This is a genomic window from Cyanobium gracile UHCC 0281, assembly GCF_034931305.1.
In the GTDB taxonomy this organism is placed as follows: domain Bacteria; phylum Cyanobacteriota; class Cyanobacteriia; order PCC-6307; family Cyanobiaceae; genus Cyanobium; species Cyanobium gracile_A.
Window position 1 is genome coordinate 50232 of the sequence record NZ_JAYGHY010000004.1, and the last position, 17849, is coordinate 68080.

The 17849-nt window shown below is 67.8% G+C and carries 21 protein-coding genes, 3 tRNA genes and 1 rRNA gene; 9 read left to right on the forward strand and 16 right to left on the reverse strand.

All coding sequences use genetic code 11. The annotated features are described in order from the left end of the window. Nucleotides 1-269: 269 nt before the first annotated feature. From VB739_RS02125 to petB, 5 genes are all read right to left on the reverse strand, one after another. Nucleotides 270-342 (reverse strand) — tRNA-Ala (locus tag VB739_RS02125). A gap of 9 nt (nucleotides 343-351) precedes the next feature. Then, nucleotides 352-425: transfer RNA gene (locus VB739_RS02130), tRNA-Ile, on the reverse strand. Nucleotides 426-745: 320 nt separating this feature from the next. Then, a 16S ribosomal RNA gene (locus tag VB739_RS02135) occupies nucleotides 746-2230 on the reverse strand. A 1056-nt stretch (nucleotides 2231-3286) separates the two neighbouring features. Next, nucleotides 3287-3769 (reverse strand): cytochrome b6-f complex subunit IV, encoded by a 483-nt coding sequence (gene petD / locus VB739_RS02140; protein WP_254952944.1) that lies wholly within the window; start codon nucleotides 3767-3769, stop codon nucleotides 3287-3289. A 58-nt stretch (nucleotides 3770-3827) separates the two neighbouring features. Beyond that, nucleotides 3828-4502, reverse strand: a complete 675-nt coding sequence (gene petB, locus VB739_RS02145) for a cytochrome b6 (protein ID WP_259723960.1) — start codon at nucleotides 4500-4502, stop codon at nucleotides 3828-3830. Nucleotides 4503-4603: 101 nt separating this feature from the next. On the opposite strand from petB, the gene ctpZ reads away from it, so the two are divergent. From ctpZ to minC, 3 genes are read left to right on the forward strand one after another with little or no spacing between them, the layout of a single operon-like run. After that, nucleotides 4604-5845 carry a carboxyl-terminal processing protease CtpZ gene (ctpZ, locus tag VB739_RS02150; protein ID WP_416233289.1) on the forward strand — a complete coding sequence of 414 codons (1242 nt, stop codon included), beginning with the start codon at nucleotides 4604-4606 and terminating at the stop codon, nucleotides 5843-5845. Next, the gene (locus tag VB739_RS02155) at nucleotides 5842-7116 is read left to right on the forward strand and encodes an HD domain-containing protein (protein ID WP_323355497.1); all 1275 of its coding nucleotides are present in this window, start codon (nucleotides 5842-5844) and stop codon (nucleotides 7114-7116) included. The genes ctpZ and VB739_RS02155 overlap by 4 nt, the downstream gene beginning before the upstream one ends. 25 nt (nucleotides 7117-7141) lie before the next feature. Continuing rightward, nucleotides 7142-7813 carry a septum site-determining protein MinC gene (minC, locus tag VB739_RS02160; RefSeq protein WP_323355498.1) on the forward strand — a complete coding sequence of 224 codons (672 nt, stop codon included), beginning with the start codon at nucleotides 7142-7144 and terminating at the stop codon, nucleotides 7811-7813. Here minC and VB739_RS02165 read toward each other — a convergent pair. Genes VB739_RS02165 through VB739_RS02175 form a run of 3 tightly spaced genes read right to left on the reverse strand, consistent with a single transcriptional unit; the run spans nucleotide 7803 to nucleotide 10004 of the window. Beyond that, nucleotides 7803-8417 carry a chromate transporter gene (locus VB739_RS02165; RefSeq protein WP_323355499.1) on the reverse strand — a complete coding sequence of 205 codons (615 nt, stop codon included), beginning with the start codon at nucleotides 8415-8417 and terminating at the stop codon, nucleotides 7803-7805. The two genes, minC and VB739_RS02165, sit on opposite strands and share 11 nt — an antisense overlap. Then, nucleotides 8417-9013: a chromate transporter gene (locus VB739_RS02170; RefSeq protein WP_323355500.1), complete on the reverse strand. Its 597-nt coding sequence runs from the start codon at nucleotides 9011-9013 to the stop codon at nucleotides 8417-8419. The genes VB739_RS02165 and VB739_RS02170 overlap by 1 nt, the downstream gene beginning before the upstream one ends. Continuing rightward, nucleotides 9006-10004, reverse strand: a complete 999-nt coding sequence (locus tag VB739_RS02175; RefSeq protein WP_323355501.1) for a phospholipase D-like domain-containing protein — start codon at nucleotides 10002-10004, stop codon at nucleotides 9006-9008. The genes VB739_RS02170 and VB739_RS02175 overlap by 8 nt, the downstream gene beginning before the upstream one ends. Before the next feature lie 93 nt (nucleotides 10005-10097). Here VB739_RS02175 and minD point away from each other — a divergent pair, with 93 nt between their 5' ends. The 5 genes from minD (at nucleotide 10098) to VB739_RS02200 (ending at nucleotide 12110) form a co-directional block, all read left to right on the forward strand. Then, on the forward strand, nucleotides 10098-10931 hold the full coding sequence (gene minD / locus VB739_RS02180; RefSeq protein WP_416233287.1) for a septum site-determining protein MinD: 834 nt from the start codon (nucleotides 10098-10100) through the stop codon (nucleotides 10929-10931). Between the two features lie 5 nt (nucleotides 10932-10936). Beyond that, complete coding sequence (gene minE, locus VB739_RS02185) at nucleotides 10937-11329, forward strand: cell division topological specificity factor MinE (RefSeq protein WP_323355503.1); 393 nt, start codon at nucleotides 10937-10939, stop codon at nucleotides 11327-11329. Nucleotides 11330-11390: 61 nt separating this feature from the next. Beyond that, nucleotides 11391-11594, forward strand: coding sequence for a helix-turn-helix transcriptional regulator (locus tag VB739_RS02190; protein WP_323355504.1), 204 nt, complete (start codon nucleotides 11391-11393; stop codon nucleotides 11592-11594). Nucleotides 11595-11618: 24 nt separating this feature from the next. Further along, a tRNA-Thr gene (locus tag VB739_RS02195) sits at nucleotides 11619-11690 on the forward strand. 63 nt (nucleotides 11691-11753) lie between these two features. Next, on the forward strand, nucleotides 11754-12110 hold the full coding sequence (locus VB739_RS02200) for a hypothetical protein (RefSeq protein ID WP_323355505.1): 357 nt from the start codon (nucleotides 11754-11756) through the stop codon (nucleotides 12108-12110). A gap of 6 nt (nucleotides 12111-12116) precedes the next feature. On the opposite strand, the gene VB739_RS02205 is transcribed toward VB739_RS02200, so the two are convergent. From VB739_RS02205 to VB739_RS02230, 6 genes are all read right to left on the reverse strand, one after another. Beyond that, nucleotides 12117-12770 (reverse strand): TMEM165/GDT1 family protein, encoded by a 654-nt coding sequence (locus VB739_RS02205; RefSeq protein WP_323355506.1) that lies wholly within the window; start codon nucleotides 12768-12770, stop codon nucleotides 12117-12119. 73 nt (nucleotides 12771-12843) lie between these two features. Next, nucleotides 12844-12996 carry a hypothetical protein gene (locus VB739_RS02210; RefSeq protein ID WP_323355507.1) on the reverse strand — a complete coding sequence of 51 codons (153 nt, stop codon included), beginning with the start codon at nucleotides 12994-12996 and terminating at the stop codon, nucleotides 12844-12846. Beyond that, the gene (locus VB739_RS02215) at nucleotides 12996-13556 is read right to left on the reverse strand and encodes an L-threonylcarbamoyladenylate synthase (protein WP_323355508.1); all 561 of its coding nucleotides are present in this window, start codon (nucleotides 13554-13556) and stop codon (nucleotides 12996-12998) included. Before VB739_RS02215 ends, VB739_RS02210 begins: the two co-directional genes overlap by 1 nt. 11 nt (nucleotides 13557-13567) lie before the next feature. Further along, entirely contained in the window at nucleotides 13568-14500 is a 933-nt protein-coding gene (gene prmC / locus VB739_RS02220; protein WP_323355509.1) for a peptide chain release factor N(5)-glutamine methyltransferase, read from the reverse strand. A 28-nt stretch (nucleotides 14501-14528) separates the two neighbouring features. Beyond that, the gene (locus VB739_RS02225; protein WP_323355510.1) at nucleotides 14529-15692 is read right to left on the reverse strand and encodes a DNA-processing protein DprA; all 1164 of its coding nucleotides are present in this window, start codon (nucleotides 15690-15692) and stop codon (nucleotides 14529-14531) included. Between the two features lie 37 nt (nucleotides 15693-15729). Continuing rightward, on the reverse strand, nucleotides 15730-16194 hold the full coding sequence (locus VB739_RS02230; protein ID WP_323355511.1) for an acyl-CoA thioesterase: 465 nt from the start codon (nucleotides 16192-16194) through the stop codon (nucleotides 15730-15732). Between the two features lie 71 nt (nucleotides 16195-16265). On the opposite strand from VB739_RS02230, the gene VB739_RS02235 reads away from it, so the two are divergent. After that, the gene (locus tag VB739_RS02235; protein ID WP_323355552.1) at nucleotides 16266-17117 is read left to right on the forward strand and encodes a universal stress protein; all 852 of its coding nucleotides are present in this window, start codon (nucleotides 16266-16268) and stop codon (nucleotides 17115-17117) included. 7 nt (nucleotides 17118-17124) lie between these two features. Here the strand turns inward: VB739_RS02235 and psbM are convergent, their stop codons facing one another. Next, nucleotides 17125-17232, reverse strand: a complete 108-nt coding sequence (gene psbM, locus VB739_RS02240; RefSeq protein ID WP_015109223.1) for a photosystem II reaction center protein PsbM — start codon at nucleotides 17230-17232, stop codon at nucleotides 17125-17127. A gap of 27 nt (nucleotides 17233-17259) precedes the next feature. Next, entirely contained in the window at nucleotides 17260-17760 is a 501-nt protein-coding gene (locus tag VB739_RS02245) for a 2Fe-2S iron-sulfur cluster-binding protein (RefSeq protein WP_323355512.1), read from the reverse strand. Nucleotides 17761-17849: the final 89 nt, after the last annotated feature.

Genomic DNA, 17849 nt, shown 5'->3' on the forward strand with positions numbered 1-17849 from the left:
CCGTCTGGGCATCTATGAGATGCTTTCTTTATCCAGACTCACCTATGCAGTTGTCAAGGTTCTTTGCTAGAGTCACTGATTTTTGGCTCGCGCTAAAATCAGCGAGTCCAGCTTCCTTTCAACCACCATCGATAAAATCTACTATCACTAGCAGTTCATCCATTGGGAATGAAAGGAGGCTGGAGTCCTCAGCTGAACATGTCTTGTCACCTCACCCATCGAAAGGCATCCTGTTGCCGCTTCCTGCTGGTGGTCTTCACTTGGTTGGATGGAGGTTAGCGGACTCGAACCGCTGACATCCTGCTTGCAAAGCAGGCGCTCTACCAACTGAGCTAAACCCCCAAACACGAATGGGCCATCCTGGACTTGAACCAGGGACCTCACCCTTATCAGGGGTGCGCTCTAACCACCTGAGCTAATGGCCCAGGATTAATCACTTCGACACAAGCTTCTTACCACTTCCCTCAATTCCTAACTCTTTCGAGCTTTGAATCTTGGCAAAATGGGGAAACCCTTGGTGGGGTGACCTAGACAAAGTTTAGGAACTGAAAACGAGTCCATCACAACATCCTTAGAGTTAGCCTTCCTGCTCTTTCGAGCTCTCTGGTTTTCTCCTTGGCTTTGATGGCTCACCTTGAGGTACCGATCGACCTTCGAGATGACAGGACCGTGGCCTGAGACAAATGTGCTCCCCAAACTTTCGCTTGGTCGGCGCTCAGACATCACGATCAGTTGTGTCTCCCTGTTAGGAGGTGATCCAGCCGCACCTTCCGGTACGGCTACCTTGTTACGACTTCACCCCAGTCATCAGCCCCACCTTCGGCGTCCTCCTCCACAAGGGTTGGAGTAACGACTTCGGGCATGGCCAACTTCCATGGTGTGACGGGCGGTGTGTACAAGGCCCGGGAACGTATTCACCGCAGTATGCTGACCTGCGATTACTAGCGATTCCTCCTTCACGTAGGCGAGTTGCAGCCTACGATCTGAACTGAGCCACGGTTTATGGGATTAGCTAACTCTCGCGAGCTTGCGACCCTTTGTCCGTAGCATTGTAGTACGTGTGTAGCCCAGGATGTAAGGGGCATGATGACTTGACGTCATCCACACCTTCCTCCGGTTTATCACCGGCGGTCTCTCTAGAGTGCCCAACTAAATGCTGGCAACTAAAGACGTGGGTTGCGCTCGTTGCGGGACTTAACCCAACATCTCACGACACGAGCTGACGACAGCCATGCACCACCTGTCTCTGCGCTCCCGAAGGCACTCCCTCGTTTCCAAGGGATTCGCAGGATGTCAAACCCTGGTAAGGTTCTTCGCGTTGCATCGAATTAAACCACATACTCCACCGCTTGTGCGGGCCCCCGTCAATTCCTTTGAGTTTCACACTTGCGTGCGTACTCCCCAGGCGGAACACTTAACGCGTTAGCTACGACACCGAGGGGGTCGATTCCCCCGACACCTAGTGTTCATCGTTTACGGCCAGGACTACAGGGGTATCTAATCCCTTTCGCTCCCCTGGCTTTCGTCCATGAGCGTCAGTTATGGCCCAGCAGAGCGCCTTCGCCACTGGTGTTCTTCCCGATATCTACGCATTTCACCGCTACACCGGGAATTCCCTCTGCCCCTACCACACTCAAGCCTTGTAGTTTCCATCGCTGAAATGGAGTTAAGCTCCACGCTTTAACGACAGACTTACAAGGCCGCCTGCGGACGCTTTACGCCCAATAATTCCGGATAACGCTTGCCACTCCCGTATTACCGCGGCTGCTGGCACGGAATTAGCCGTGGCTTATTCCTCAAGTACCGTCATGTCTTCTTCCTTGAGAAAAGAGGTTTACAGCCCAGAGGCCTTCATCCCTCACGCGGCGTTGCTCCGTCAGGCTTTCGCCCATTGCGGAAAATTCCCCACTGCTGCCTCCCGTAGGAGTCTGGGCCGTGTCTCAGTCCCAGTGTGGCTGATCATCCTCTCAGACCAGCTACTGATCGTCGCCTTGGTGGGCCATTACCCCACCAACTAGCTAATCAGACGCGGGCTCATCCTCAGGCGAAATTCATTTCACCTCTCGGCATATGGGGTATTAGCGGCCGTTTCCGGCCGTTATCCCCCTCCTGAGGGCAGATTCCCACGCGTTACTCACCCGTCCGCCACTAGCCCGAAGGCTCGTTCGACTTGCATGTGTTAAGCACGCCGCCAGCGTTCATCCTGAGCCAGGATCAAACTCTCCGTTGTAGATCCAACCCTCTTGGATAACTCTCGCTACCCTCAGTTAGATTTGCCTCGTGCTATCCCTGCAGACTGGCGTCTACAAGAACATCAGGGCCACCATCGCTTTCACGCTGGGTTCAAAGAGTGCACATGTCAGCTCCCAGGCTCACCATCCATCGGACAGTTCACTCGCTTGCTTCCAGTGACTTTCCCGAATCTCAGATCCGGTTCGCAACCGGTTGACCAGCCAAAGGGCCTTCCATCCTTTTCAAGATGACGCCGCTCCAAGCACCAGCGCGTCGTGAGAACGCCCTGGTACTCCTTGGTTGCTTCAACCCGTCGCTTGTTTCTTTTGACGGGACCTCACACCTCCACCGCTCTTCGTCCGTTGCCTCCTCTCTCAAGGACTCCTCTCCCCCTCGCCGTAGCGATGGACACAGGCTCTTTTGATTCGGTCGCCTACGGTCTCCCGCATTCACACCTCCTCGCCAGTCGCAACCGACGCAGTGGAAGCGTCAGTTCCTAAACTTTTTTGGTTGTCCAGGTTCAACCGCTCCACCCCTTCCGGGGCTCTCGCGGCGCGTCGCCTCCCGGCGACTCAGAAAACTTACAACACCGTCGGCTCGCGCCTCTCGATCCCGTAAGCCTGCTCCCCGCTCGAGCTCTCGCTCTCTGGGGCGCAGTCCAAAATCATATCACCTGCACCGACGCTGCAGCGCGATGACCTGCGGATCCGCCCCTGGCCACCGTTGCCGCCTGAGCAGCACAGGGCCCACGCAGCAGCTGGAACCAGCACGGAGCGTCTGGGACATGGGCACGTCGCAGACCTGGCCAAGGGGCTTGCAGCGTTCCTCTGGCGGCAGGCGGGCCTCGCTGGGCCCCCCTTTCCTGCCAGCCGAGCCCGTGGAAGGGCACCCAGAGGCCTGTGGGCCGTGCTCTCGCTATGTACGTCCTTCGGCCCGTGGGGTCTGCAGGGCTGCTGCTGGCCCCTGGACCCGCACGGACAGCCAGAACACAAAAAAGCCGCGATCACTCGCGGCTCAAGGGAAGGTTGATTCGGGACCAAGGCCCCGGTTGGCTTCAGAACAGACCCAGGGTGAGGGACTTGTCGATCGGCAGGCAGGCGCCGATGCCGAGGTAGATGGTGAACACGGTGCCGAACAGGAAGGCGCCCATGGCGACGGGACGGCGGAACGGGTTCTGGAACTTGTTGAAGCTCTCGATGAAGGGGATCAGCATCAGGCCCAGGGGGATCATCGTCTGGAGGGCGATGCCAAGAAGCTTGTTGGGGACGACCCGGAGGATCTGGAACACCGGGTAGAGGTACCACTCGGGAAGGATCTCGAGCGGAGTGGCGAAGGGATCGGCCCGGTCACCCAGCATCGCCGGATCCAGAACGGCCAGCCCGACCAGGCAAGCCAGGGTTCCCAGGATCACCACCGGGAAGATGTAGAGGAGGTCGTTGGGCCAGGCCGGCTCGCCGTAATAGTTGTGGCCCATGCCCTTGGCCAGCTTGGCCCGCAGCTTGGGATCGGTGAGGTCAGGCTTCTTGAGGATGTGCATGGTGGGGAGCTCGCAGCGCTGGTGACCAGTGGGGGAAGGCTAAGTGGAAGAACGGGGTTCAGAGCGGGCCGGAGATGCCCTGCTTACGGATCATCAGGAAGTGGATGAGCATGAACACCGCCAGCAGCCAGGGCAGCACGAAGGTGTGGAGGCTGTAGAAGCGGGTGAGGGTGGACTGGCCCACGCTTTCACCGCCGCGGAGCAGCTCGACCATGAAGTCGCCCACCACGGGGACGGCAGCTGGAACACCGCTGACGATCTTGACGGCCCAGTACCCGACCTGATCCCAAGGGAGGGAGTAGCCGGTGACGCCGAAGGACACGGTGATCACGGCCATGGTCACGCCGGTGACCCAGGTGAGCTCGCGGGGACGCTTGAAGCCGCCGGTGAGATACACGCGGAACACGTGCAGGATCAGCATCAGGACCATCATGCTGGCGCTCCAGCGGTGCACCGAACGGATCAGCCAGCCGAAGCTGACGTCAGTCATCAGGTACTGGACCGAGGTGTAGGCCTCCACCACCGTGGGCTTGTAGTAGAAGGTCATCGCGAAGCCGGTCGCGAACTGGATCAGGAAGCACACCAGCGTGATGCCGCCCAGGCAATAAAAGATGTTGACGTGGGGCGGGACGTACTTGGCGGAGATATCGTCGGCAATCGCCTGGATTTCGAGGCGCTCCTCAAACCAGTCATAGATCGGGGACGACTTGGCGCCAGGAGACGAGTTCGCCATGCAGCGTGGGGCTTGGGTTGCGAGAGTCTACCGATCGTGCTGACCCCCCTGTGAGAGACCCGGGCCGCCGGTCCATCCCGGCTCAATGCTTTGCAACAGGGCTGCCGGGCCGTGTCCCGCTCCTGCAGCTCCTCCTGGTGACGGGCCTGTGCCTGCAGCTGTGGCTCCCCGCCCCGGCGCTGGCCCTCAGCGATGCCCAGCAACTGGTGGTGGAGGCCTGGCGGCTGGTGAACCAGAGCTACGTCGATCCCGCCCAGCTGGAGGCGGTGCAATGGCGGCACCTGCGCCAGAAAGCCCTCGAGACGCCGATCGCCAGCTCGGTGCAGGCCTACGACGCCATCGAGACCATGCTGGCGCCGATCGGCGACCCCTACACCCGGATGCTGCGCCCGGAGGAGTACGCCACCCTGCGCTCCAACACCCAGGGCCGCGTGACCGGGGTGGGGCTGCAGCTGGGACTGCGGGCGGGGGATCAGCGGATCGTCGTGATCGCCCCCCTCGATGCCTCCCCCGCCGCCGACGCGGGGATCGTCTCCGGCACCGAGATCCTGAAGGTGGACGGCATCCCCGCCGAGGTGCTGGGGCTGGAGGGTACCGCCGCCCGCCTGCGGGGCCCCGCCGGCAGCGACGTGCTCCTGGCCCTTCGCGCCCCAGCGGGCCAACCCACGGAGGTGCTGCTCGACCGCCGCGAGGTGGATCTGCAACCGGTGCGCAGCCATCGGCTGCAGAGCGACGGGCACACCCTGGGCTACCTGCGGATCACCCAGTTCAGCGAACCGGTGCCCCAGCAGGTGCGCTCCGCCCTGGCCGAGCTGACCGCCGCCGGGGGCAGCGGGCCGATCGAAGGACTGATCCTCGATCTGCGCAACAACTCGGGGGGGCTGGTGGCCGCCGGGCTGGCGGTGGCCGATGGGCTGCTCGACGGGGAGCCGATCGTGGAAACCCAGGACCGGGGCGGCATCGCCGCCCGGCAACAGGCGACCCCCGGCTGTCTCTATGGCGGCCCCATGCTCACCCTCGTCAACGCCGGCACCGCCAGCGCCAGCGAGATCCTGGCCGGTGCCCTGCAGGACAGTGGCCGCTCCCGCCTGGCCGGCAGCCGCACCTTCGGCAAGGGACTGATCCAGACCCTGATCAACCTCAGTGACGGCAGCGGTCTGGCGGTGACCGTGGCCCGCTACCTCACCCCCAGCGGCCGCGACATCCAGAACCAGGGCATCGAGCCGGACGTGCTGCTGCCCCAGCCCGAGCCCCTGGAGCCGGACGGGGACGGGGACACCTGGCGGCAGGCCGCCGCCACGCTGCTGGTGGCTGAACTGGCGGCCCCAGGCCTGGTGCCATGAGCCAGCGCACCTACCACGATCCGCTGCACGGGGCGATCCGCCTCGATCGCCAGGACCCCGCCGAAGCGCTGGCGATCGATCTGATCGACACGGCGCCGTTCCAGCGGCTGCGGCGCATCCGCCAGCTGGGGCCGGCCTTTCTCACCTTCCATGGAGCGGAATCCAGCCGCTTCACCCATTCCCTGGGGGTGCTGGCGGTGGCGCGGCTGGCCCTGCAGCAGCTGGAGCGGCTCGATCCCTCCCTGGCCCAGCACCGGGGTGTCCTCTATGCCGCCGCCCTGCTGCACGACGTGGGCCACGGACCCCTCAGCCACTCGGGCGAGGAGATGTTCGGCGTGCAGCATGAGGTCTGGTCGGGCCGGCTGATCCGCGACCATCCCGCCCTGCGCGACCGCCTTGACGCCGATGCCCCCGGCCGGGCCGCCCTGGTGGCCGACCTGCTGGAGCACGGCCAGCACCCCTGCCGGGCGATCAAAGCGCTGATCAGCAGCCAGCTCGACTGCGACCGGCTCGACTATCTGCTGCGCGACAGCTACAGCACCGGCACCCGCTACGGCCAGCTCGACCTGGAGCGGATCCTCGCCAGCCTCACCCTGGCGCCCGACGGTGATCTGGCCCTGCATCCCCGCGGCCTGATGGCGGTGGAGCACTATCTGGTTGTGCGCCACCTGATGTACCGGAGCGTCTACAACCACCGGCTCAACATCGTCTGCAACTGGCTGCTGAACCAGGTGATCGCCGTGGCCCGCCGGCTCGGACCCGCCGTGGTGTGGGCCGATCCCACCATGGCCCGCTGGCTCTGGGATCGGGATCGGCTCGATCTCGACAGTTACCTGGCCAACGACGACGTCCGCACCGGCTACCACCTGGTGCGCTGGCGCGAGGAGGCCCCCCCGGAACTGGCCGATCCCTGCGGGCGGCTGCTGGAGCGGCGCCTGCCCAAGGCCACGGACGTGAGCGATCTCCCCACGGCCGGCCGGATCGAGCTGCTGGCGGTGGCGCGGCAGCTGTGCGAACGGGCCGGCCTGGTGGCGGAAGGTTGCTGCGCCCTGCAGCAACGCCAGAGCCGGGGGTATCACCCCTACGCCGGGGGCCTGCGGCTCTGGGATGGCCTGCGGCTGCAGGCCCTCGAGCAGCGCTCGCCCCTGGTGGCCAGCCTCTGCCAGACGGTCGACATGGCCTGGCTGATCCACCCGGCCCAGGTGAGCGACGACCTGCGCGCGGCCCTGGCGGTGCGGCGACAGGAGGACAGGGGCCACCAGGGCCTCTAGGTTCGCTGCACCCCCGGACACCGTCGTGGCCGCCGCACTGATCCAGGCCGTCGACGACCGGCAGCCGCACCTGCTGCGGCTGCCGGTGCAGCAGGGCTCCGCCAGTGCCCTGGAGGAAGTGCGCTACGCCCTCGGCAGCCGCCACCCCCGGGCGGGCACGGTGGTGCTGGAGGCGGGCCGCTGGCACCTGCGCCTGCCGGAGCTGCGGCAGCTGCAGGAACTGCTGGCCCCCCTGCAGCTCGACCTGATTCGTGTCGCAGGTGACCACCCGGAGACGCTGGTGGCCGCCGCGGCCCTCGGACTCGAGATCGATCTGGCGGTGCCGCAACCGCCATCGCCAGCCGGAGCAGCCGTGGCCGGCGATCTGCTGGTGCATCGCGGCACCCTGCGCTCCGGCGACCATCTGCAGGCGGAGGGTTCGGTGCTGCTGCTGGGAGATGTGAACCCCGGCGCCCGCATCAGTGCCGCCGGCAATGTTCTGGTGTGGGGGCGGTTGCGGGGCATCGCCCATGCCGGCGTGGCCGGCGACCGCAACGCCCGCATCGTCGCCCTGCAACTGCGGCCCCTGCAGTTGCGCATCGCCGACATGGTGGCCCGGGGGCCGGAGGGTCTGCCGCCGCCAGGGCTGGCCGAGCAGGCCCTGCTGGTGGACGGGGAGATCCGCATCGATCCGGCGGCGCCGGACTTCAGCGGTTGATCAGGCCGAAGGCTCCCAGGCCACCGGCCACGGCCATGAACCACAACGGCGAGATCCGTGTGCGCAGCATCAGCACACACACCAGCAGGGACACACCGATCCCGGCGGCGTTGGTGTCGGCGGTCTGGAGGATCTTCACCCCCACGGCGAACAGGATGCCCAGGGTGATGGGGCCGAGTCCCCGCTCAAAAGCCACACGCCAGGGGGAGTCGCGCAGCCGGTTCCAGCTGAGGCAGGCCACCACCATCAGCAGGGTGGAGGGCAGCAGGATGGCGATCTCGGCGCCATAGGCGCTGAGCAAGGCCCAGCCGGGGCCCTCGGGCCAGCCGGCCCCCATGCCGAGCAACCCCACGATCATGGAGCTGGGGCCCGGGGCCGCTTCGGCCAGGGCGTAGATGTCGGCGAACTGGGCGGGCCGCAGCCAGCAGTACTGATCGACGCTGAGGTGGTGGTACTCGGCCAGCAGGGTGTTGCCGCCCCCCAGGGAAAACAGCGACAGGCCCAGAAACGTACCCATCACCTGCAGCAGGTGGCCCAGGTCGTTGAGCCGCACGGGGGTGCAACTGGCCGCCTCGGCGGCGGCCGCCAGCAGCAGGGGCGGCATCAGCGTGGCTCTCCGGCGAGGGGCCTGGGATGGGACGGCCGCGGCCAGTACCAGGCCATCGCCAGGGGGCCGGCCACCAGCACCAAGGGCACCAGGCGCACATGGAAGAACGCCATCAGTACGAAGGTGACCGCCGCCAGCAGCAGGGCCACCGGATCCTTCCAGTACTGATCAAGGATTTTGAAGCCCATCGACAGGGCCATCCCGGCCGCCGCCGCCACCACCCCCGCCAGCACCCGATTCAGCTGAGGCAGGGAATGGAACTGGAAGTACAGCAGCCCCACCCCCATCAGCAGGGTGAACGGCACCAGCAACATGCCCGCCAGGGCCGCCAGGGCTCCGGGCAGGCCGCGGAAGAAGGTGCCGACGTAGACGGCCATGTTGATCTGGTTGGGGCCGGGGAAGAGCCGGGCCACGGTGAGGCCGGTGAGGAACTCCTCGTTGCTCATCCAGCGGCGCTGCTCGACGATGATCCGCTGGCTCCAGGCCGAAAGGCCGCCGCCGAAGGCGGAGAGGGCCACCATGAGCATGCCGGTGAACAGCTGCCGCAGCCCGGGGGCGGGGGCCGTCGGGGGGAGCTCGGAAGCGTCAGTCATGCACGAAATGGGGATCCGGCGGCAGTTCCCCTTCCTCGTGGAAGCTGGGATCGAGGGGATCGGGGGCGTGGTACTTGGAGGCGGCCTGCCAGTCGATCTGGAACGTCTCCTTGAGCCGCGCCACCACTTCGGGAGCATCGCTTTCGATGCCCAGCTCCCGGCGCAGGTCGAAGGCGCTGCGGTCGATGTTCATCGAGCCGGTCTGGGCGAAGGCCCCATCCACCAGGATCAGCTTGGCGTGCAGCTTGGGCCGCTGCTGGCGCCGCACCTTGACGCCGAAGCGCTCCATCACGCGCAACGAGGAAAAGGTGTCGTAGATGTCCCAGTCGCTGATGCCGTGCTTGCCGCCGCACAGCACCCGCACCTTCACGCCCCGCTCCCGGGCGCTGATGATCCGCTCCAGGATCACCGCATCAACGAACTTGGGGTGCTGGATCCAGAGGGTGCGGGTGGAGGCATCGACGATGCGGGCCATCTGACCGCGGCTGTGGGCGCTGCTCCACACCAGCCCCACGCCGAGATCGGGCTGGAAGAAGACGCGCTGCCAGTCGGCTTCGAAGCCGGCGATCACCTGGGCCACCACGGCGGGGTTGTAGGTGAGCACCCCGTAGTCGCGGGTTTCGGTGAAGTACTTGTCGGCCAGGTTGAAGGTGGCCACCAGGGCGGTGTGCCGGTCGACCACCATCGATTTCTCGTGGGTGACGGGAAAGGACTCGCTGGTCCAGGCGGTTTCGATGCCCCAGGACTGCAGCCGGGTGAAGGCCTCGTCGTTCCAGCGGTCGCCGCCGGAGGTGTGGGGGTTGAGCATCACCCGCACCTGCACCCCCCGCTCCTGGGCGCGCCGCAGGGCGTCTTCCACCGCCTCCGACTGGAGCTTGAACTGCTTTAGGAGAAGTTGTTCGGAGGCCTCCTCGATCAGGGCGACGACGGCCTCCACGCCGTCGTCGGGCATCACCAGCAGCCGCTGGGGCCGGTGGGGGGCGGAGGTCATCGAGGCGCGCAGGGGGGAATGGGCCTTTCTAGCGGCAGTTGCTGGCCTTGGCCCAGCCGCCCTGCCCGATGGGATTAACCTGCCGCGACGCCCGTGGACGCCGTGACGTCAGCACCCGCCCGCATCATCCTCATCTGCTCCGGCAAGGGGGGCGTCGGCAAGACGACCCTCACCGCCAACCTGGGGATCGCCCTGGCCCGGCTGGGCGAGCGCACCGTCGTGCTCGATGCCGATTTCGGCCTGCGCAATCTCGATCTGCTGCTCGGCCTGGAGAACCGGATCGTCTACACCGCCCAGGAGGTGCTGGCCGAAACCTGCCGGCTGGAACAGGCCTTGGTGAAACACAAGCAGGAGCCCAATCTGGCCCTGCTGCCCGCCGGCAACCCCCGCATGCTCGAGTGGCTCACCCCCGAGGACATGCAGCGCATCGTCGCCATGGTGGCCGAGCGGGCTGACTACGTTCTGATCGATTGCCCGGCCGGGATCGAAGACGGCTTCAAGAACGCCGCCGCCGCCGCCCGCGAGGCAATCGTGATCACCACCCCGGAAGTGTCCGCGGTGCGGGATGCCGACCGGGTGATCGGCCTGCTCAACACCCGCGGAGTGGCACCGGTGCAGCTGGTGCTCAACCGGGTGCGTCCCCGGATGATGGCCAGCCAGGAGATGCTCGGGGTCGACGACGTCACCGACATCCTGGCGCTGCCCCTGGTGGGCCTGGTGGTGGAGGACGAGCAGGTGATCGTGTCGACCAACCGGGGCGAACCGCTCACCCTCAACGGCAACGGATCCCCCGCCGCGAAGGCCTACCAGAACATCGCCCGGCGCCTGCGGGGCGAGGAGATCCCCCTGGAGGATCCCTCCAAGGCCCGCAGGGGCCTGCGCGCCCGGCTGATGAACAAGATCCGCAAAACCACCGGTCTCTTCTGAGCACCATGACGCTGTTCGATTTCATCCAACGGTTGCTGGGGCGCCAGAAACCCAGCGGCACCATGGCCAAGGAGCGGCTGCAGCTGGTGTTGGCCCACGACCGCAGTGATCTCAATCCCGAACTGCTCGAGCAGATGCGGCGCGAAATCCTCGAGGTGGTGCAGCGCTACGTGGAGATCGACATCGAGGAAGGCGATGTGAGCCTCGAGACCGAGGACCGGGTCACCGCCCTGGTGGCCAACCTGCCGATCAAGCGGGCCCGGCCCCTGCCGGCCCTGGTGGCGGCGGCCGCCGCCGTGGGCATGGCCCAGGCCCCCGACCCCGAAGCCCCGCAGGAGCTGGCCGTTCCCCTGTCCAGCGAACCGACTGAGGACCCCTCCGGCGCCGATCCCGATTGAGACGGCACAGACCGGGCGACGGCCGGCGGGAACGCTGCAGGCAGTGCAGCGACGGCAGGCCTTGTCGGAACCTTTCCCGGTGGCCATCACCCCGGCCGAACAACGGGTGCTCGATCTGCTGCGCCGGGGCGACAGCAACCGCCACATCGCCGCCCAGCTGGTGCTGAGCCCGCGCACGGTGGAATGCCACGTCTCCCACCTGCTGGCCAAGACCGGCTGCCGCAGCCGCACCCAGCTGCTGCTCTGGGCCCTGGCCCAGGGATAGGCTGGGCCGGGCCAAGGGCCCGTCGCCGGCTTAGCTCAGTGGTAGAGCAGCGCTTTTGTAAAGCGAAGGCCATCGGTTCAAATCCGTTAGCCGGCTTTCCTGCATCGGGAAAGGGATCCGCCGCCCTTACCATCTCTGCATCACAACGAGCGGGAGGCCATGTCGTGCCAGGCCTGGCTGGTGGGTGGGCTGATCGTCCTCGTTGGGGACCTCGCGCAGGCCCCACCACCGCCACCGCCACCGATCTCGCCGGAGCGGCCGCCCCAGCCAGCCGTCCGCTCCGGCGCGGAGATCCTGGGCCGTCCAGGCATCCGCACCCGCTACGCCGATCCCAGCGGCCCGGCGCCAACGGCTGGGGCCAAAACGCTGCCGGCCGTTGGCCCCCCGTCGCGTCCGCTGACGGTCCCCGTGAACGAACGGGTGGATTTCACCCCGACGATGGAGGAGGGACCGTTCCAGAGGCCCACCCTGCGGGGCCTGTTCCGCTGGGATCTGCAGCAGCCCGCCAGCCGCTGAGGGGCTCTAGCCGATCGCCTGCCAGAGCGACAGCAGGCCGAAGGCCAGGAACAGGCCACCGCTGAGGCGGTAGAGCACCCGCTCGCTGATCCTGCCGCCGATCCACTGGCCCGCACCCACCGCCAGCCAGGTCACCAGGGCATGGCCCAGCAGGGTGCCGGCCAGCAGGCCGGCGAAGGTGAAAGCCGGTGCCGCCGCCAGAAAAATGGTGGCGAACTGGGTGCGATCCCCCAGTTCGGCCAGAAACACCAGCACGAAGGCCTCCCAGATCACGGCGCCCGGACCGCGGATGCTGCCATCGCTCTCGGCCGCGTCGATCGCCGCCTCGGCCTCCTGGGCCTCCCCCTTGGCCGCATCGGCGGGCAGGCCGGCGGCATCCACCAGAAGTTTGACGCCGAACCCGAGGAACAGGGCCGCCGCCAGCCAGGGAACAACGGTCTGGGGCAGCAACTCCCTGAGGCCGTACCCCATGCCCAGGGACAACAGGGTGACCAGACTGAGCGCCGCGAAGGCCCCGACGAACACCCAGCGGGGGCGATGGCGTGCCGCCAGGATCAGGGCCATGAAGAAGGTCTTGTCGCCCAGCTCGGCCAGGGTGATGGCGGTCAGGCTGGAGCCGAAGGCGGCGAGTCCGGGATCGCCGGCTGTGGCAAGGGTCATGGGGGCGTTCGGCACGCCTCCTCGGCGCCAGGGGGTGGATCCGGCCGCAGGCCAGCCCTTCAGTATCTGGGCATCATGCTCCGGCGAACAGCCAGAGCAGCGCCGCCAGACCCACCCAGCCCAGCCAGCCCAGGTTGAACACGGGGGTGGCCAGATGCACCAGGGGGACCACAAACCACTGGCTGAGGCCCACCGCCAGAAGCACCACCAGCAGGACCGGCAGCATCAGGCGCCCCCCGGCCGGAGCACGGCCCAAGGGTTGGCAGCTCCCTGATCTGGCCCCCGCCAGGCCAGAACCGTGCTGGCCTGCCCGGATCCCGCCGGCCAGGGCAGGGGCTCGAGCAGGGACAGGGCGGGGAACTGATGCGCCGCCTCAGCCGCCGTGGTGGCCGGGGGCTCGCCGGAACGGTTGGCACTGGTGGTGGCCAGGGGGCCACTGAGGCGGAGCAGTTCACACGCCGGCTCGCAGGCCGGGACACGCAGCCCCAGGCTCGTGCCGCCGGGGTGGAGATGGTTGGTCAAGGGACCGGCGATCGGAAGCACCAGGGTGACGGCGCCTGGCCAGCTCAGCTGGGCCTGCTCGATCCAGGGCTGTTGCCAGGGCACGCCCAGCGCCTCGATCAGCTGGGCCAGGTCGGCCCCCATCAGGATCAGCGGCTTGTCGGCGGGACGTTGCTTCAGCCGCCAAAGCAGGGCGGCCGCTTCGGGCCGGGCGGCCAGGGCGGGCAGGGTGTCGGTGGGGAACAGGACCGCCTCCCCCGCCGCCAGGCACCTGGCCAGTGGCACGGCAGCGTTGATCACCCGCCGGGCCTCCAGCCACTGGCGAAGCGGGCCCTGCCCTCCAGGTCGGCATGCACCGCGAGCCGTTCCAGACCCGCGGCGAGCAGCAGATCGCCGACCGCCTCGCTCTGGTCGTGGTGGTGCTCCAGCAGCAGCAGGCCGCCAGGGGCCAGGCCCCTGATGCTGCCGGCCACGATCGAACGGATGGCCGCCAGCCCATCGGGGCCGCCATCAAGGGCCAGGCGGGGTTCGTGATCCCGCACCACTGGCTCCAGTGCTGAAAGGGTGGCGCTGGGGATGTAAGGAGGGTTGCTCACCACCAGATCCAGCGCACCCCACCAGGGCGTCAGCGGCTGCCACCAGTCACCCGGCAGCAGGGTGACGCGGCCCTGCAGCTCCCAGCGGCTCAGGTTGGCGCCGGCCTGGACGAGGGCCTCAGGGCTGGCTTCCACGGCGAAGCCACGACTGGCGGGACGACTGCGGGCCAGGGCGATGGCCAGGCAACCGGAGCCGGTGCCCAGGTCGGCCCAGCGGGCTTCGGGGCGCTCTGATGGCCACAGGGACAGGGCCAGATCCACCAGCAGCTCCGTTTCCTGCCGGGGGATCAGCACCCCAGGCGCCACGGGAAGCTCCAGGTCGCGCCAGGGGCAGCGGCCTACCAAGTACTGCAGGGGCTCGTGGGTGTCGAGGTGGCGGCGCCAGAGATCTTCCAGCAGCTCCAGCGAGCCGTTGAGCCGAACCTCGGCCTCCGGATGGCACCAGAGCGCCTGCAACTGGCTCCAGCGCAGACCACCGCCCAGATCCAGCAGCCAGTCGAAGGCGGCGGCGTCACCGCCGAGGGCCAGCAGGCGGCGGCGCCATCCCAGCAGCTCCGAAGCCGTGATCAGCAGGCCGTCAGGGCCATCCGCCAGAGGCGCAGGGACGGGGACGCTGCCGACCTGGGAAACCATGGAGGCAGCCTAATCAGCACTTGCGTTCTCAGCAGGGGCGCCAGCAGAGGCCGGCCTCGGCCCGCAACAGCCCGGCCAGCTCCAGCTCCAGCAGCCGGGGCATCAGCTCAGCCATGGGGCGCTCGAGGGCCAGGCTCAGCTGCTCGAGGCTGGCGCCGCCGCCCACCGCCTCCAGCAGACCCTCGACCTCCGCCCCCTGGAGCTCCCTGGCCGGGGTGGGGGGGTCTGCAGGGGGCCGCTGGGCCAGGGGGCCCCAGCCCAGCTGGCCGATCAGGTCGGCGGGGAGGAGCAGGGGGGTGGCGCCCCTGGCCAGCAGACGGTTGCTGCCCATGGCCGAGGCGCGGCCGGCATCGGCGGGCACCACCCAGAGCGGCATCTCGAGCTGCCAGGCCCGTTCGGCCGAATGCAGCGCCCCGCTCTCCACCGGGCACTCCACCACCACCACCGCGGCCGCCATGGCCACCAGCAGGCGGTTGCGGGCGGCAAAGCTGCCGGGCCGGACGCTGCCGCCCTCGGCCAGCTCGCTCACCAGCAGCCCCTCACGGGCCACCTGCCGCTGCAGCGAGGCGTGGTGCAGGGGGTAGGCGCGGCCCAGGGGTGTGCCCAGCACCCCCACCGGGGCACCCCCAGCCGCCAGACATCCCTCGTGGGCCGCCCCATCGATGCCCTCGGCCAGACCACTCAGCACCGGCCATCCCGCCTCGGCCAGGGCGGCGCCGATGGCGCGGGCCATCGAGAGGCCATGCAAGGACGGACGCCGGGTGCCCACCACCGCCACCGAGCGGCGAAGGCCCAGGTGGGGCCACAGACTGCCCCGCCCCCGCCAGCACAGCTGCAGGGGGGGCCGCTGCAGCTCCCGCAGACCCGCGGGCCAGCCCCGATCCCCTGGCACCAGCACCCCACGGCCGAAGCGGCACCGGGGGGCGAAGGCCTCCAGGGGCCGGGGGCCCCAGCGATGGCGAAACCGCTCCACCACCGCCACCAGCCCCGGTCCGAGACCCGGCACCGCCGCCAGCTCATCGGCGGGCACCTGCCAGGCGGCCATCAGCCCGCCACAGCTCGCCTCGAGGGCCCGCAGCCGCTGCCAGCCGAGGCCGGGACAACGGCTCCAGAGCAGCCACCAGAGGCGCCGCTGTTGATCCCAGACCGGGGCCCCGCGCCGCGGGAAGGCCCCCTGCACCAGATCTCCCATCCCCGCGCCCCACCGCCCGAACAGCAGTACAAGCGTACTATGGCTGGTCGCTGGCGGCGGCCGGGCCGGAGCGCAGGATCGCCAGGGCCTGCTCCAGATCCTGCGGCAACCGCCGCAGCAAGCGCCGTTGCGAGGCGCCACCGGAGAGATCCACCAGCACCAGATCGACGCTGGCTTCCGCCGCCACGGCCCCGTCGGGGCCGATGAACTGGCTGTGCCAGGGCAACTTCACTCCCAGCCGCGGCAGCACCCGGCTGCGGATCTCGACGCTCTCGCCATGGAGCAGGGCCCGCCGGTAATCGATGCGCAGCCCCACCACCGGCAGCTCCAGCCCCCGGGCGGAGAGGGTGCTGTAGGCCAGGCCCGCCCTGTCCAGGGCCTCGACGCGCGCCTCCTCCAGCCAGGCCAGATAGGCCCCGTGCCACATCACTCCGGCATGGTCGGTGTGCTGGGGCAGCACCCGCCGCCGCAGGTGCCACCAGGCCTCATCCGAACGCTGCATCACGGTCTTCACCACAGGGGATGGCGGAAAGGGGATCAGCCATAGGCTGATGCCGAGCCACGTTGATGTCCGTGTTCCGCAACCTGCTGATCGCCGATTCCGGCAAGGGCCATGTCGAGGAGATGGTCCGCCTCCTGCGCGACATCCCCCCCTGCCGCCAGGCCCGGATCAACCTGCTGCACGTGATTCCCGAGCAAGGGGGGCTCGACCTGGAAAGCCATCGCCAGCGGGCCGAGGTTCTGGTGAAGGAGGCCATCGAACGCCTCGGCCTCACCCCAGCGGAGGTGAACACCGTGGTGCGCGAAGGCGACACCAAGCTGACCGTGCTGAAGGTGGCCGACGAGCTTGAGGCCGATCTGATCGTGATGGGGTCGCGGGGCCTGGGCAGGCTGCAGTCGATCCTCGGCAACAGCGCCAGCCAGTACGTCTTCCAGCTGTCGACCCGGCCCATGCTGCTGGTGCGCGACGACCTCTACGTCAAGGCCATCAACCGGGTCCTGGTGGCCATCGATGGCACCGGGGTGGGCGATGACGCCCTCAAGCTGGCCTGCGAGCTGGTGCAGGGGATCCCCGGCGGCAGCCTCACCGGCGTGCACGTGTCCCGCCAGGACATCACCCCCTCCCGGGGGGGGCGCACCCCCGGCGATGAGGTGCTGCTGAAGGCCATTCAGCGGGCCCGCAGCTTCGGGGTGGAGATGAAGGGCCTGCACCGCACCGGTGACATCGCCCGGGGCGTCTGCGGCACCGCCGCAGATGTGAAGGCCGATCTGGTGGTGATCGCCTCCCAGGACCGTCGGCCCTTGGTGGCCCGGGGCCTGGTGGATCTCGACAAACTCCTGGGCAGCTCGGTGAGCGACTACATCCGTGTCCACGCCCCGGCCCCGGTGCTGCTGGTGCGGGAGCCGGAGGGGCGGGTCCGCTGAACCCGGTTCAGCCGCCCTGGCGGCTGTTCGTCTGGATGTAGAGAATGATCAGGAAGACGGCGGGAACCAGAACGAACAGGAGGCTGGCAACGAAGCCGAGGTCGTTGGTTTCCATGACTGCTGGAGAGGTTCTGAGAAGGTATCACCGCCCATCGGCGGGAAGGACGCCCCCTTCATCGCTCGTTGTGGATGGAGCCCCGGGGCCTTCGGACGCCGCTTCGGACGCCTGGGAATCCACCGCCTCCGGTGCGGCGGGGGGCTCGGGCCAGGCGGTGGGACCCTCCGGCAGGGGCAGAGATCGGGCCCGGCCCAGTTCCCCCTCCCGATCGGCCAGTCCCACCTGGGGCCTGGTGAGCACCATCACCGACTTCTGCACCAGGGCCTGACACGCCAGCCGCCAGGTCTGGGGGCGCCGTTTCAGCTTCAGCAGCTCCACCGAGGTCTGCTCGGTGAGGGCGTTGTCAGCGCCCCCCTCCACCACCTCCACGAAACAGGTGATGCACTGGCCGCAGCCGCCGCAGTTGCCCAGGCGGCCCTTGAGGCCGTAGAGCTCAATGCCCTCGCGCAGGGCCACCTCACGCAGATTTTCCCCCGGGTAGCACGCCACATCGCGCTGCTCACGGACGAACCGGATCACGGGCATGGCGGAGGCCTCTCAGGGGACGGGATGACTCCCATTGTGAATCGCGCCGTTGCGGTCCGTTACCTGGGGCCCCGCGGTGTTGCCCGCAA

Bases quoted from the DNA above. Each gene is read 5' to 3' on its own strand.
- VB739_RS02210 (WP_323355507.1), bottom strand. From the start codon at position 12,996: ATGCTGCCGGTCCTGCTGGTGGTGCTTCTGGCGGTGGGCCTCAGCCAG.
- prmC (WP_323355509.1), bottom strand. From the start codon at position 14,500: ATGGTTTCCCAGGTCGGCAGCGTCCCCGTCCCTGCGCCTCTGGCGGAT.
- VB739_RS02175 (WP_323355501.1), bottom strand. From the start codon at position 10,004: ATGACCTCCGCCCCCCACCGGCCCCAGCGGCTGCTGGTGATGCCCGAC.
- petB (WP_259723960.1), bottom strand. From the start codon at position 4,502: ATGGCGAACTCGTCTCCTGGCGCCAAGTCGTCCCCGATCTATGACTGG.
- VB739_RS02245 (WP_323355512.1), bottom strand. From the start codon at position 17,760: ATGCCCGTGATCCGGTTCGTCCGTGAGCAGCGCGATGTGGCGTGCTAC.
- VB739_RS02225 (WP_323355510.1), bottom strand. From the start codon at position 15,692: ATGGGAGATCTGGTGCAGGGGGCCTTCCCGCGGCGCGGGGCCCCGGTC.
- petD (WP_254952944.1), bottom strand. From the start codon at position 3,769: ATGCACATCCTCAAGAAGCCTGACCTCACCGATCCCAAGCTGCGGGCC.
- VB739_RS02170 (WP_323355500.1), bottom strand. From the start codon at position 9,013: ATGACTGACGCTTCCGAGCTCCCCCCGACGGCCCCCGCCCCCGGGCTG.
- psbM (WP_015109223.1), bottom strand. From the start codon at position 17,232: ATGGAAACCAACGACCTCGGCTTCGTTGCCAGCCTCCTGTTCGTTCTG.
- VB739_RS02155 (WP_323355497.1), top strand. From the start codon at position 5,842: ATGAGCCAGCGCACCTACCACGATCCGCTGCACGGGGCGATCCGCCTC.
- VB739_RS02230 (WP_323355511.1), bottom strand. From the start codon at position 16,194: ATGCAGCGTTCGGATGAGGCCTGGTGGCACCTGCGGCGGCGGGTGCTG.
- VB739_RS02165 (WP_323355499.1), bottom strand. From the start codon at position 8,417: ATGCCGCCCCTGCTGCTGGCGGCCGCCGCCGAGGCGGCCAGTTGCACC.
- minE (WP_323355503.1), top strand. From the start codon at position 10,937: ATGACGCTGTTCGATTTCATCCAACGGTTGCTGGGGCGCCAGAAACCC.
- VB739_RS02200 (WP_323355505.1), top strand. From the start codon at position 11,754: ATGTCGTGCCAGGCCTGGCTGGTGGGTGGGCTGATCGTCCTCGTTGGG.
- VB739_RS02205 (WP_323355506.1), bottom strand. From the start codon at position 12,770: ATGACCCTTGCCACAGCCGGCGATCCCGGACTCGCCGCCTTCGGCTCC.